The following is a 12,878-nucleotide window of genomic DNA, read 5'->3' as shown; positions in this document are numbered from 1 at the left end:
GGAGAACATCCAAGAAGGAGAGAGAAAAGTGATAATAGTAGATCATACTATAATTGATACAGTGCCCGTTTTACACATCGTGAAAGAAGAGATAAAAGAAAGAAAACTTCCACTTATCATTTTTGTTCATGGATTTGAATCGGCTAAGGAGCATAATTTGCATTATGCCTATTTATTAGCAGAAAAAGGATTTCGAGTGGTTTTACCTGAAAGTTTATATCATGGTGAAAGGGCAGCCGAACTTAACCAGCACGAATTAATGTTTCGTTTTTGGGAAGTGATCATTCAGACAATTCATGAGCTTAATATACTGAAAAATCATTATGTACATACTGGACTTGCAGACGAAGATAAAATCGGTGTAGTCGGTACCTCAATGGGGGGAATTGTCACATTGGGTGCGTTAACACAGTATGACTGGATAAAAGTAGCAGTAAGTTTAATGGGAAGCCCTTACTATGTAGAATTTGCGAAGGGACAGGTTAGACATTTTCAAGAATTAGGTGTACATATTCCATTCACAGAGGAAGAACTTAATGAACAATATGAAGCATTAATTCCTTATGATTTAAGTAAACATATAGAAAAGCTTCAAAATCGTCCCCTAATGTTTTGGCATGGTAAAAAGGATCAAACAGTTCCCTTTGGTCCTACTTATCATTTTTATAATGAAATTAAAGACAGTTACACTCATCACCCGGAAAAATTGTTATTTCTAACAGACGACAAATCGGGTCATAAAGTTTCCCGTGAAGGCTTGCTCAAAACAGTTGAATGGTTTCAAACGTGGTTACACTAGGCTATTAGTTTTAACTATATAGATGTTTTTGGTATGATATAAAAAAGGAGTGAGTTTAATGGAAGAGGAATTAAAGGAAAGTATTCTTGGGGCACTTGAACAAGTTATTGACCCGGAATTAGGGATTGATATTGTTAATTTAGGACTTGTTTACGATATAGAAATGGATGAAGAAAGTAAAGTAACAGTAACAATGACTTTAACTGCAATGGGATGTCCTTTAGCGGGAATTATTGTTGATCAAGTTCAATTAGCTCTTAAAGACTTGCCAGAAGTCAAAGAAACGGAAGTAAATATTGTTTGGAATCCGCCATGGTCAAAAGACCGGATGTCACGATATGCGAAAATTGCATTAGGAATAACTGATTAATTCTTTTTCCATTCTTTTCCTCGATATAAACAATATTTATTACACACAATAATAGTGTGAATTGATTAAATAAGGGGGAAAATAAATGGGACAAAGTCATCGTTTTCGATCTGGAGATAAAGCACCGAATAATGGGATATATATTGAAGTAGGGGAAACAGGAAGCATGGTCAAAAATCCAAAACAAATAAAATTAAAAGCCGGTGATCCTTTCCCTGAATCATCGAATGATGATCGTCAATGGACTTATAAAAGGAAACCATAAACCATCCGCTTGGATGGTTTTTTCTTTCATAATAGTGGAACAGTACATTATACTCATTTTAAAGAGGTGAAATCATTGGATATTCAAAAGTTTACCTATACTGTTCAGGAAGCGATTGCTGCAGCCCAACAATTATGTGTTGAATACGAACATCCTGAAATAGATATCATCCATGTATGGTCGGCATTGCTAGATAAGCCGGACAGCTTATTAACAAGTGTCTATAATCGTTTAGGTATTTCAACAGAAGAATTAAGACAGCAGTTTAATCAAATTTTATCAAAAAAACCTCAAGTCACTGGAAGTACTCAAAATCTTTACATATCTGGACCGTTATCTACCTTATTTAATGATGCAGAAAAGGAGTCGCAACAATTTGAGGATGAGTATATTTCCGTAGAACATCTCATTCTTGCATTAATGAAACAACCATCCAATGATATCGTAGAATATTTAAGCAAACGAAAGATAACAAAAGAGGCATTGAAAAAAGAAATAATGATTATAAGGGGGAATCAACGAGTGACATCACAAAACCCTGAAGCTACCTATGAAACGTTAAAAAAATATGGCCGTGATCTTGTTTTAGCGGTTAAAGAAGGCAAGATGGACCCTGTAATTGGACGAGATAGTGAAATCCGTAATGTGATTCGAATATTATCAAGAAAAACAAAAAACAATCCAGTATTAATTGGTGAACCTGGAGTTGGAAAAACAGCGATTGCGGAAGGATTGGCCCAGAGAATCGTTAGAAAAGATGTTCCAGAAGGACTAAAAGATAAAACTATTTTTGCATTAGATATGGGTGCACTTATTGCAGGAGCTAAATTTCGCGGTGAGTTTGAAGAAAGACTAAAAGCGGTATTGCAGGAAATTAAAAAAAGTAATGGTCAAATTCTTTTGTTTATTGATGAGCTTCATACGATTGTTGGTGCCGGAAAAACGGAAGGGGCAATGGATGCCGGCAATATGTTAAAGCCAATGTTAGCAAGGGGGGAGCTCCATTGTATCGGAGCAACAACACTAGATGAATATCGTAAATATATCGAAAAAGACCCTGCATTAGAACGACGTTTTCAACAAGTATTGGTCGAAGAACCGAATGTTGAGGATACTGTTTCCATCTTGCGCGGACTAAAAGAACGATTTGAAGTGCATCACGGTGTTAAAATTCATGACCGTGCACTCGTTGCAGCAGCGACTTTATCGAATCGTTATATTACGGATCGATTTTTACCGGATAAGGCAATTGATTTAGTGGATGAAGCATGTGCCACAATTAGAGTTGAAATTGACTCCATGCCAAGTGAATTAGATGAAGTCACTAGACGTGTCATGCAGCTTGAAATTGAGGAAGCGGCGTTAACTAAGGAATCTGATGAAGCGAGTAAAGAGCGTTTAGTCATTTTGCAAAAGGATTTAGCTGATTTAAAGGAAAAAGCGAATGGAATGAAAGCAAGATGGCAATTGGAGAAAAAAGAGCTTCAAGGCATTCAAGAAAAAAGGGAACAATTAGAGAAGCTAAGAAGACTATTAGAAGAAGCGGAAAATAATTACGATTTAAATAAAGCTGCGGAATTAAGACATGGGAAAATTCCTGCCCTAGAAAAAGACTTAGTAAATTTAGAAGCTACTATGTCAAAAGAAGCTGATAATAAATTGCTCCGGGAAGAAGTTACGGAAGAAGAAATCGCGGAAATTGTCGGACGATGGACAGGAATCCCCGTAACAAGGTTAGTTGAGGGAGAACGTGAAAAATTATTACGATTAGAACAAATTTTACATGAACGTGTAATTGGGCAAGATGAAGCCGTTAGCCTTGTCAGTGATGCGGTCATAAGGGCGAGAGCAGGCATTAAGGATCCGAATCGACCAATTGGTTCATTTATCTTCCTAGGTCCTACGGGTGTCGGAAAAACAGAGCTTGCGAAAGCGTTAGCGAAAAGTTTATTCGATAGTGAAGAACAAATGATTCGACTTGATATGTCTGAATATATGGAGAAACATACGGTGTCAAGGCTCATTGGTGCACCTCCAGGTTATGTTGGCTATGAAGAAGGCGGTCAATTAACTGAGGCTGTTAGACGTAAACCGTATTCTGTTATTTTATTAGATGAAATTGAAAAAGCACATCCTGAAGTTTTCAATGTTCTTCTTCAAATACTCGATGATGGGCGAGTGACAGATTCCCAAGGACGAATGGTTGATTTTAAAAACACCGTCATTATAATGACATCAAATCTTGGTTCTTCTTTTTTATTAGATAGGGATAACTTGGAAGAGGATATTACGGAGGAAACGAAGGAAAAAGTATTAGGTCATCTACGGGCATCATTTAGACCGGAATTCTTAAACCGTGTTGATGACATTATTATTTTCAAACCATTAACGATTGGCAATATTAAGGGGATCGTTTCTAAACTAATTCAAGAATTACAATTGCGGTTAAGTGGACAGCATATTCAGCTGGAAATAACAGAAGAAGCAAAAGAGTGGATCGCTAAATCCGCTTACGACCCTATTTATGGGGCACGTCCGTTAAAACGGTATATTCAGCACCATATTGAAACAGAATTGGCAAGGGAAATCATTCGCGGTAATATACGCCCTCAAACGAAAATTATGATTGATGTTGAAAATAATAAGTTGAAGATAAGAAAATAAAACCTCGCCTAAGCGAGGTTTTATTTTCTTATCTTAATGGGTTTCAACAGTTGGTTTCGGAATTACTGCAGTTAGAATAGCAATAAGTACAGTAGCAATTACACCTATGATTGAAATTGTTTGCAGACTATACTCTGTATTCGTCATTGAGCTTGCAACATATCCTAAAACTTGTACAAGAATAAATGTCCAAAATAAAGTGGCTATTAATTTCATTGAATTCACCTCATTTATATAATTTATGTATTTTAACAGTATAAACTAATAAATATCCCAATTTATATTAACACAGCTTCATTAAATTATAAATGGATTTCACAAAAATGATAAAGATTAAATTCTCGTAACCCTAGGCAATTTCCCTGTCTAAAGATGCAAGTAATGCATACATTATAATGATCAAATCTGTATTTATGAATACATGTCCAAAATAAAAAACATTAGAAATAATTATACAAGGAGTTTTCTAAAATGTTGAGAACATTTCTGTTCGATCAACAATGGTGTATGCTCCATTATCCCGAACAACCCAATGGTTTTGCCATTTTTATCATTGGAGATCAACAACATTATGTTAATGGAGAATCAAGTTTTTGGATCGATAATATTGGACGCGAACAAATGATAGAAAGATTAACGACAGAGGGATATCTAGTCTATTACTCTAATTTATTCGAAAAAAACTGGGGAAATCATCATTCTGTTGAACATTCATATAATCTTTACCAACTCATTATGAGAAAAGAAATATTAAATAAGAAAATTCATATATTGGCAGAAGGGATGGGAACACTTACAGCAGCTCAATTAATTCCGCTCATGAAAGACAATATCCGTTCAATTGTTTTATTTGCACCATGCATATCATTAGAGAAACATATTGAACAAGAACATACTAGAAAGTTTTACTACAAAAAATTAATGAAAGAAATAAAGGCAGCATTTAATGAAGAAATTGTTCATATAGACACAGAAAAACCGATTGAGGACTTGAAGGAATCTTTATTCATTATCCAAGTAATCGATCAAAATCGCTATAAAGATCAGCTGGAATTAATTCATAAGCTTATTCTGAAGCGAAAGGAAAAGAAACTGCCCGTCGAAATCCATTATATTCTTCTTGAAAATCGTCAATACATTACCGAAAAAATCATACGGTTTTTAAAAGAAAATGAAAAAGTTTTATAGTAATATGAGGAGGTATTGATATGAATCAAGCGATTGTATTTGCTGCCCAGCAATTTCTTGGTTTTGAGATTTGTAAAGGATTATTAAATAATGGTTGTGAAGTAATTGCTGTCGATCACGAACAAATGGTAAATGAAGATAACAAAGAAAAATGGCTTGAAATTGGAAGGAATGCAAACGTTTCTTATCATTCTCTCAAAACTGAAATTGACTTAAACGATCAATCTTATATTTGGTTTATACCTTTATATGATTTATTTATTGAAGAAGATGAGAACCTAATAATGGATTGGTCTGTTAGTTTGCAAAAGTTATATGAAGAATCAAAATCAAAGATTAGAAAGATTATTTTCATAAATCCAGTGAAGTGGTCCTCAAATGAACGAGTAGTTAACGATAAACTTTATAAAAAATTGAGAAATGAAGTAATTAATATAGATGAAACTCCAATCATTGAATACCAATTGCCAACTATTTTTGGTCCATGGCAACCTATGTCTTTTTTGTTTCAACAGATCATTTCAGAAACTGAATCCAATAACTTTGTCGATGACCAAACAGATGCAATATATATTGAGGATGCCGTCCATTCAATTCTTGAAAATATGGATGATAAATTTTGCGGAAAAAGCATTTATTTACAAAGTGAGTCAGCTGATATTTGGAGAAAATGCGTTCTTTATTTAAGTTCTTCCTATCAAATTCCTGAGCAAAGTGAATTAATAAATCGTAACGATTCGGAAATTCTTAAAGTAAAAGAATCTATATCATTTAAAGAGGGGATTGATAAACAAATAGCTTGCTATTCCCGAAAAAAATAATAAATCTTTTCATTTTTTCAGCATACCAGTAAAATATAAAGGAATTTATTTGTATGTTTTGGGCTGCTTGAAAAAGGAGTTGCTTAATATTTTGATGAAAAAGGTAGTCTTATTCATTCTTGTCGTGTTTTTGGCTAGTTGCTCTAATCCTATTGAAAAGGGTAAAATAAAAAAGGTTGGACTGCTCGTTCCTGAAACGATTAACGATCAAGTTTGGGGTACAAAAGGTTATAAAGGAATATTAAATATACAAAATGACTTCAATGTAGATGTATTTTATCGGGAAGGCATTGAAACTGATTATGCGATTAAACAAGCTGTCCATGAATTAAGTCAAAAAGGTGTAAATTTAATTTTTGGTCATGGTGCGGAATATGCAGACACGTTTAACGAAATTGCCAAAAAATATCCAAACATTCATTTTGTTAGTTTTAATGGAGAAGCCAAAAAAAAGAATACAACTAGCATTAAATTTGAAGGACATGCAATGGGTTTCTTCGGAGGGATGACAGCAGCACATATGAGTTCCCATAAAATAATAGGGATTATTGGAACACATAGTTGGCAGCCGGAAATAAAAGGGTTTGTTAACGGTGCGAAATTCGAAGATCCTCGAACAAAAGTTAAAATTATTTACACGGAGAATTGGGATGATGGTCAAAAAGCAATTAGCCTGCTTGATCAGTTAATAGCTGAAGGTGTAGATGTTGTTTACCCTGCGGGGACGGATTTAATATACCCGTAATCGAAAAGTTGAAGGAAAAAGGACTTTACGCAATAGGCTATGTTTCAGACCAAGCTGAATTAGGGCAAAATACAGTCTTAACAAGTACTGTACAACAAGTTAGTAAACTTTACGATATTGTTGCAAGAAAATATGCTGATGGTGAACTTCCATCTGGAAACATTTCATTTGATTTTCAAGATGGTGTTATTGTGATGGGAAAATTTAGCCCACTAGTTGATAAAAAATTTCAAAACAAAATACGTGACAATGTTCAAAAGTACAAAAAAACCGGAAAATTACCTGGATAGAAAAGTGGAGGATATAATAATGAATCAAGAAAAATCAATGGAATTTATGCAAATTGCGATGAAATACTTACCAGAGGCAAAAGAGAAACTAGATCAAGCGGGTGTTGAAATTTCGTTTGAATTACTACAACCCTTCATGGAGCTCTTTACTAATGTAATGAATGAGGCATATGAATTAGGGAAAAAAGATGCGTTAAGTAAATAGAGTCCGTAGAAAAGAGGCTTTCATTTGAGAAGGCCTCTTTTTTATCCATTCCTATTCTTTTGAATTCTGAATAAATTTGCTAATTAAGGGGGAAACTTTTTGAAACATTGGTTTTAATTCACCAAGGGAGGTCATTAAATTATCAACATGAGTCATCATTTCATCTAAATTGATGTTTTTAAGATTTGGATGATTTAATATACTACTTAACATATCATATTCATTTGCTGTTTCATTGGAATGTTCTGTTTGTTGAACTGGTCGGTCAAATAAAGGGCGTCTGTTTCCGGATCCACCAGCACCTCCAAAAAACATTCGATCAAATGGATGAAGTGTTCCTTCTTCTTCTTTCCCCTCTTCAATATTTTCACTATTATTCTCCACTTCAGGAGTAATTTCTTCACTCATTTTCACATACACCTCCTTTTTTAAAGTCTCTGGTAAAATTCTCATCGATATAAAATATGCAAATAAATATTTTGGGAATAGATGAATATCATGCTTTCTACAAAACAGACAAGTGACAAAAATAAAATTAACTGTTATAATTAGGAGCAGGTCATAAGAATAACTATAAATAATATTTTTGCCTTTAAAAAGGAGATGTACGTGATGAACGCAGGGATAATTGGAGTTGGGAAGTTCAGTCCTGAAAAGGTTTTAACAAATTTTGATTTAGAAAAAATGATGGATACATCAGATGAATGGATTCGAACACGTACTGGTATTGAGGAACGCCGGATAGCAGATAAAGACATGGATACATCTGACATGGCATATGAAGCTGCATTAAAAGCAATAGAAGATGCGGCTATCAAGCCGGAAGAGATTGACTTAATTCTTGTTGCGACAGTTACACCAGACCAGCCATTTCCATCCGTTGCTTGCAAGCTTCAAGATCGTTTAGGTGCAAAGAAAGCAGCAGCTATGGATGTTAGTGCAGCCTGTGCCGGATTTATGTATGGAGTAATCACTGCAAAACAATTTATTGAAACGAATGCATATAAATATGTACTTATTATAGGTGTTGAAAAATTATCAAAAATTACGAATTGGGAAGATCGTAATACCGCTGTTCTTTTTGGTGACGGAGCAGGTGCAGCAATTATGGGACCAGTTTCTGAAGGAAGAGGAGTTCTTGCTTTCGAACTTGGCGCTGATGGCTCTGGCGGAAAACATTTATATGAAGATGAAAACAAGCATATTATTATGAATGGACGAGAAGTATTTAAATTTGCTGTAAGGCAGATGGGTGAATCATGTGTCAATGTGATTGAAAAAGCAGGATTAACGAAAGAGGATGTAAACTTCCTTATTCCCCATCAAGCAAATATAAGAATTATGGAAGCATCTAGACAACGTTTAGATCTGCCAGTCGAAAAAATGTCAAAAACGGTTCATAAATATGGGAATACATCATCAGCTTCTATTCCTATGTCACTTGTCGAAGAATATGAAGCAGGTAAAATCAAAGATGATGATGTCATCGTTTTAGTTGGTTTTGGCGGTGGTCTTACATGGGGTGCCATTGCGCTAAAATGGGGCCGATAGGTGTTACTGGAAATTTGGATAATTAAAGGGTATTATGTTAAAAGGAAATTATTAAATATAAAATCTTCTTGATTTGGAAGGAGATCCGAAAATGGAAAACAAACGTGTAGTTGTTACAGGTATTGGAGCAGTTTCTCCTGTTGGAAATGATGCAAAAACTACTTGGGAAAATATCATTGCCGGGAAATCCGGTGTTGGACCATTAACAAGAGTGAATGCGGATGATTATCCAGCAAAAGTAGCAGCAGAAGTAAAAGATTTTGATATTGAACAATATATTGAGAAAAAAGAAGCAAGAAAGATGGACCGATTTACACATTATGCAATTGCTGCATCAATGATGGCTGTAAAGGATGCTAATTTAACTATAAATGAAGAAAATGCAAATCGGGTTGGTGTTTGGATTGGATCTGGTATTGGTGGAATGGAAACATTTGAAAACCAATTTGAAACATTCCAAAAACGTGGGTATCGCCGTGTAAGTCCATTTTTTGTTCCGATGATGATTCCGGACATGGCTGCGGGACAAGTATCAATTTTTCTTGGAGCAAAAGGAATAAATTCATGTACGGTAACGGCTTGTGCCACTGGAACTAACTCTATTGGCGATGCATTTAAAGTTATTCAACGCGGTGATGCGGATGTCATGATTACAGGCGGAGCCGAGGCACCAATCACGCGGATGTCTGTTGCAGGTTTCTGCGCAAACACGGCATTATCTACAAACCCTGATGCGCAAACAGCAAGTCGCCCATTTGATTTAAATCGTGATGGATTTGTTATTGGAGAAGGTGCCGGAATTGTTATTTTAGAAGAACTAGACCATGCTCTCTCAAGAGGTGCAACGATTTATGCGGAAATCGTAGGCTATGGCGCAACAGGTGATGCCCATCATATTACTGCACCCGCACCAGGTGGTGAAGGTGGTGTCCGTGCGATGCAGGCGGCACTTAATGATGGCAATATTAAGCCTGAAGAACTCGATTATATTAATGCTCACGGTACAAGCACGGAATATAACGATAAATATGAAACAATGGCAATTAAAGAAGTGTTTGGTGAACATGCATACAAACTTGCTGTAAGCTCAACGAAATCAATGACAGGGCATTTACTTGGTGCCGCCGGTGGGGTTGAGGCTATCCTAACAGTTCTTGCTATTAAAGAAGGAATCATTCCTCCAACTATTAATTTAGTTACACCTGACCCAGAATGCGATCTTGATTACGTATCCGATGGTGCACGCAAACAGGAAGTAAATATTGCGTTAAGCAACTCTTTAGGTTTTGGTGGTCACAACGCAACAATCGTCTTTAGAAAATATGAATAACGTTCGAATAAAGGACAGGGATCATTCTCTGTCCTTTTTTTATTTTAGTAATTTAGCTCAAGTACAAATAATGTAGAGGGTACACTTTTGGATTAGGAAATTAGTACAGTGCGTTATGCGGTCCGATGGGAAAGGAAGTCGTGTGACTATGGGTTCGGAAAGAAGAAAAGCGGTCCGATATGAAAAGAAGTCGTGTGACTATGGGTTCGGAAAGAAGAAAAGCGGTCCGATGGGAAAGGATGTCGTGTGACTATGGGTTCGGAAAGAAGAAAAGCGGTCCGATGGGAAAGGAAGTCATGAGGCTATGGGTCCGGGAGGAAGAGAAGCGGTCCGATGGGAAAGGAAGTCATGAGGCTATGGGTCCGGGAGGAAGAAAAGCGGTCCGATGGGAAAGGAAGTCGAGAGGCTATGGGTTCGGAAAGAAGAAAAGCGGTCCGATGTGAAAAGAAGTCATGAGGCTAAGGGTCCGGGAGGAAGAAAAGCGGTCCGATGGGAAAGGAAGTCATGAGGCTATGGGTCCGGGAAGAAGAGAAGCGGTCCGATGTGAAAAGAAGTCGTGTGACTATGGGTTCGGAAAGAAGAAAAGCGGTCCGATGGGAAAAGAAAGCGAGAGTCCATGGTGCTGGAAAGAAGATAAGTGGCCAGATGGGAAAGGAAGTCGAGAGGTTAAGGGTCCGGAAAGAAACAAGCACCACCATAAAGAGGAAAAATGGGTAGTAATGGGCACGCATTAAGAAGAACTATCAAACTACTACCACATCTTCCCGAAAAGACATGTTAATTACCTTGTTTTACATAGTGTGTTGATATACTTTTACCTATTTGATTGTAATTACTTGTAAGAATGCGTTTAATTGTTTTATGGGATGCAATTTTACACCATTCTTGAATGGCGTTTTTCGTTATTTTCCTATCGGGAAAAAGGAGGGAATATTCATCTATACTACGTATAACTGCATTAGTAATATTTTCTTTAAATCCGCAATAAGTACAGGTTACTGTTGTTTTTTTGTAGGTTTCTACAAATGCATCACAGTTAGCACAAGTAATCCCTTTTTCAAGGTGATCAAATGTATAATCCGGTAGTCTGGAGAATGAAGGTTCTTTTATATGACGGTTTAATATACGATTCGCTAATTTAATATGAATATCATTTATATTGGAATTGTTCTTGTTGTTAAGTTTCTCCATCAGACGGTTAAGTTGTGTGGGGTAAGTAATTGGCAAATTCATTGGGGCGTTGTATAGATGAAATTCAGGATTTACAAATACAAGGTGCTCTGCTATTGGGATATTTATACGGAGTTCTTGAAAGATTCCTCTTAGTAAGCTTGTACTTCTCTTTAGTTGATGAAGTGGATTTTTTATTTCCTTCTGCGGGCTTTTATACCATAGATCATTATCAATATAATAATCACCTTCATAATTTTTGATTTCGAAAAAGTGTATGGTATTTGAAAAAAATAGAAGAGAATCAATTTGAAATTTGGTGTTATTGTGTTCAAGTAGTAAGTCATTTAAAAAAATATGCTTAATAGAAATATGTTCTTTAATTAGATTGTCAAACATTTTCTCACCAGCAAAGCCTTTTTCAAGATAATTAAAGTAAGATAGGTCATCCTCTAATAATTTCATCCTCTTGTTTAAATATCGAAATGCACACAGTTCTTCGGATTTCTTGCGAGCTTTAATAATATTGCACTCCCTTCTTGTTTATTTCCATCATTTTAAATGAAATATCGTGTCTGTACAAGTAATTTAGTGAAAATTGCAATAAAACTTTAGGTTATAACAACATATGATAAAAGTAAATATTGCGAGGTGACAAATATATGGGGGTAATCCGAACAGATACTTGGTTAGAGGATTTAATTGATCAACCGGAGGAAATATGTAAAAAAATCGATCCAGCTGTTAAAAATGCCCGATCATACTATGAATACTTATTGTTTTTTGGTATGTATCGACCATCTAAAATTTCGAAAGACATTTTCCAACAATTAAAACAGGCAAACGCATGGGAGAAAATAAACGAGTATTATAAAAAGTATAAAAAATTATGGGATGGACCGGAGACCAAAATTTATATTTTGCCAATAAACGGGATGAATCGATCACTTATCCGCCAAACTAATGGAAAATCCGGTGTAACGTTTAAAGATAAAATGATCTTATTTCTTGGACCTACAGAAGACCAAAAAGAATGGGAGTCACTTTTTGTTCATGAATATAATCATGCAACAAGAATGTCCTATATGTCTGGGGATCCTTTAAATTATTCATTACTTGATTCACTGATATTAGAGGGGTTGGCCGAATATGCAGTAGAACAATATTGTGGAGAAAAGTATTTAGCACCCTGGACAAGAGCTTATTCGGACAAAGTACTTAAACGGTTTTGGAAAAGTGATTTTAATGAGAGATTAACTATCAAAAAGAAAGATCCTGTACATGATAATCTCCTTTTTGGAAAAAAATTCGTTCCAACTATGATGGGATATGCAATTGGATATAAAATTATTTCTGAATATAATAAAAATACTATTTATTCATTCAATAAAATGTTTTCAACCTCTTCTGAAAAGTTGGTCAATAGTAATGTTTTTAATGATTAAACCCATGTTTATTGGGTTTTTTTGATTTTATTCGA

General features: G+C 35.4%; 15 protein-coding genes and 1 pseudogene. 13 read left to right on the top strand and 3 right to left on the bottom strand.

Features of this window, described 5'->3' with window-relative positions:
- Positions 1 to 28 precede the first annotated feature (28 nt).
- The 4 genes from I5776_RS14305 to clpB all read left to right on the top strand — a co-directional run bounded on the left by I5776_RS14305 (position 29) and on the right by clpB (position 4,098).
- Positions 29 to 799: a prolyl oligopeptidase family serine peptidase gene (locus I5776_RS14305; RefSeq protein ID WP_202777058.1), complete on the top strand. Its 771-nt coding sequence runs from the start codon at positions 29 to 31 to the stop codon at positions 797 to 799.
- A gap of 58 nt (positions 800 to 857) precedes the next feature.
- The gene (locus I5776_RS14300; RefSeq protein WP_202777057.1) at positions 858 to 1,169 is read left to right on the top strand and encodes a metal-sulfur cluster assembly factor; all 312 of its coding nucleotides are present in this window, start codon (positions 858 to 860) and stop codon (positions 1,167 to 1,169) included.
- Between the two features lie 85 nt (positions 1,170 to 1,254).
- On the top strand, positions 1,255 to 1,434 hold the full coding sequence (locus I5776_RS14295) for a YjzC family protein (protein WP_202777056.1): 180 nt from the start codon (positions 1,255 to 1,257) through the stop codon (positions 1,432 to 1,434).
- A gap of 75 nt (positions 1,435 to 1,509) precedes the next feature.
- Entirely contained in the window at positions 1,510 to 4,098 is a 2,589-nt protein-coding gene (clpB, locus tag I5776_RS14290; protein ID WP_202777055.1) for an ATP-dependent chaperone ClpB, read from the top strand.
- A gap of 33 nt (positions 4,099 to 4,131) precedes the next feature.
- Here clpB and I5776_RS14285 read toward each other — a convergent pair whose 3' ends face one another.
- Positions 4,132 to 4,314: a YjzD family protein gene (locus I5776_RS14285; RefSeq protein WP_202777054.1), complete on the bottom strand. Its 183-nt coding sequence runs from the start codon at positions 4,312 to 4,314 to the stop codon at positions 4,132 to 4,134.
- A gap of 255 nt (positions 4,315 to 4,569) precedes the next feature.
- On the opposite strand from I5776_RS14285, the gene I5776_RS14280 reads away from it, so the two are divergent.
- From I5776_RS14280 to I5776_RS14265, 4 genes and pseudogenes are all read left to right on the top strand, one after another.
- On the top strand, positions 4,570 to 5,286 hold the full coding sequence (locus I5776_RS14280; protein WP_202777053.1) for a hydrolase: 717 nt from the start codon (positions 4,570 to 4,572) through the stop codon (positions 5,284 to 5,286).
- Between the two features lie 20 nt (positions 5,287 to 5,306).
- The gene (locus tag I5776_RS14275; RefSeq protein ID WP_202777052.1) at positions 5,307 to 6,107 is read left to right on the top strand and encodes a hypothetical protein; all 801 of its coding nucleotides are present in this window, start codon (positions 5,307 to 5,309) and stop codon (positions 6,105 to 6,107) included.
- Between the two features lie 88 nt (positions 6,108 to 6,195).
- Positions 6,196 to 7,142 (top strand): annotated as a pseudogene (locus I5776_RS14270) (BMP family ABC transporter substrate-binding protein).
- Between the two features lie 19 nt (positions 7,143 to 7,161).
- Positions 7,162 to 7,347, top strand: a complete 186-nt coding sequence (locus I5776_RS14265; RefSeq protein WP_202777051.1) for a ComZ family protein — start codon at positions 7,162 to 7,164, stop codon at positions 7,345 to 7,347.
- Between the two features lie 51 nt (positions 7,348 to 7,398).
- On the opposite strand, the gene I5776_RS14260 is transcribed toward I5776_RS14265, so the two are convergent.
- Positions 7,399 to 7,755, bottom strand: coding sequence for a hypothetical protein (locus I5776_RS14260; RefSeq protein ID WP_202777050.1), 357 nt, complete (start codon positions 7,753 to 7,755; stop codon positions 7,399 to 7,401).
- A gap of 204 nt (positions 7,756 to 7,959) precedes the next feature.
- Between I5776_RS14260 and I5776_RS14255 the strand changes: the two genes are divergently transcribed.
- From I5776_RS14255 to I5776_RS14240, 4 genes are all read left to right on the top strand, one after another.
- Positions 7,960 to 8,898, top strand: coding sequence for a beta-ketoacyl-ACP synthase III (locus I5776_RS14255; RefSeq protein WP_202777049.1), 939 nt, complete (start codon positions 7,960 to 7,962; stop codon positions 8,896 to 8,898).
- 91 nt (positions 8,899 to 8,989) lie between these two features.
- On the top strand, positions 8,990 to 10,228 hold the full coding sequence (gene fabF, locus I5776_RS14250; protein ID WP_202777048.1) for a beta-ketoacyl-ACP synthase II: 1,239 nt from the start codon (positions 8,990 to 8,992) through the stop codon (positions 10,226 to 10,228).
- Positions 10,229 to 10,407: 179 nt separating this feature from the next.
- Positions 10,408 to 10,671, top strand: a complete 264-nt coding sequence (locus I5776_RS14245) for a hypothetical protein (RefSeq protein WP_202777047.1) — start codon at positions 10,408 to 10,410, stop codon at positions 10,669 to 10,671.
- 9 nt (positions 10,672 to 10,680) lie between these two features.
- Entirely contained in the window at positions 10,681 to 10,962 is a 282-nt protein-coding gene (locus tag I5776_RS14240; protein WP_202777046.1) for a hypothetical protein, read from the top strand.
- A 43-nt stretch (positions 10,963 to 11,005) separates the two neighbouring features.
- Here I5776_RS14240 and I5776_RS14235 read toward each other — a convergent pair whose 3' ends face one another.
- Positions 11,006 to 11,863, bottom strand: coding sequence for a nuclease-related domain-containing protein (locus I5776_RS14235; RefSeq protein ID WP_202777045.1), 858 nt, complete (start codon positions 11,861 to 11,863; stop codon positions 11,006 to 11,008).
- 197 nt (positions 11,864 to 12,060) lie between these two features.
- Here I5776_RS14235 and I5776_RS14230 point away from each other — a divergent pair, with 197 nt between their 5' ends.
- Positions 12,061 to 12,843: a DUF2268 domain-containing putative Zn-dependent protease gene (locus I5776_RS14230; protein WP_202777044.1), complete on the top strand. Its 783-nt coding sequence runs from the start codon at positions 12,061 to 12,063 to the stop codon at positions 12,841 to 12,843.
- The last annotated feature ends 35 nt before the right edge of the window (positions 12,844 to 12,878 follow it).

Source organism: Heyndrickxia vini, from assembly GCF_016772275.1.
GTDB lineage: Bacteria > Bacillota > Bacilli > Bacillales > Bacillaceae_C > Heyndrickxia > Heyndrickxia vini.
Note: the sequence above shows the minus strand (reverse complement) of the source record. Positions and strands in the feature narration are given on the sequence as shown.

Bases quoted from the DNA above. Each gene is read 5' to 3' on its own strand.
- I5776_RS14275 (WP_202777052.1), top strand. From the start codon at position 5,307: ATGAATCAAGCGATTGTATTTGCTGCCCAGCAATTTCTTGGTTTTGAG.
- I5776_RS14235 (WP_202777045.1), bottom strand. From the start codon at position 11,863: ATGAAATTATTAGAGGATGACCTATCTTACTTTAATTATCTTGAAAAA.
- I5776_RS14240 (WP_202777046.1), top strand. From the start codon at position 10,681: ATGAGGCTAAGGGTCCGGGAGGAAGAAAAGCGGTCCGATGGGAAAGGA.
- I5776_RS14265 (WP_202777051.1), top strand. From the start codon at position 7,162: ATGAATCAAGAAAAATCAATGGAATTTATGCAAATTGCGATGAAATAC.
- I5776_RS14285 (WP_202777054.1), bottom strand. From the start codon at position 4,314: ATGAAATTAATAGCCACTTTATTTTGGACATTTATTCTTGTACAAGTT.
- I5776_RS14280 (WP_202777053.1), top strand. From the start codon at position 4,570: ATGTTGAGAACATTTCTGTTCGATCAACAATGGTGTATGCTCCATTAT.
- fabF (WP_202777048.1), top strand. From the start codon at position 8,990: ATGGAAAACAAACGTGTAGTTGTTACAGGTATTGGAGCAGTTTCTCCT.
- I5776_RS14255 (WP_202777049.1), top strand. From the start codon at position 7,960: ATGAACGCAGGGATAATTGGAGTTGGGAAGTTCAGTCCTGAAAAGGTT.
- I5776_RS14230 (WP_202777044.1), top strand. From the start codon at position 12,061: ATGGGGGTAATCCGAACAGATACTTGGTTAGAGGATTTAATTGATCAA.
- I5776_RS14260 (WP_202777050.1), bottom strand. From the start codon at position 7,755: ATGAGTGAAGAAATTACTCCTGAAGTGGAGAATAATAGTGAAAATATT.
- I5776_RS14300 (WP_202777057.1), top strand. From the start codon at position 858: ATGGAAGAGGAATTAAAGGAAAGTATTCTTGGGGCACTTGAACAAGTT.
- I5776_RS14245 (WP_202777047.1), top strand. From the start codon at position 10,408: ATGAAAAGAAGTCGTGTGACTATGGGTTCGGAAAGAAGAAAAGCGGTC.
- I5776_RS14295 (WP_202777056.1), top strand. From the start codon at position 1,255: ATGGGACAAAGTCATCGTTTTCGATCTGGAGATAAAGCACCGAATAAT.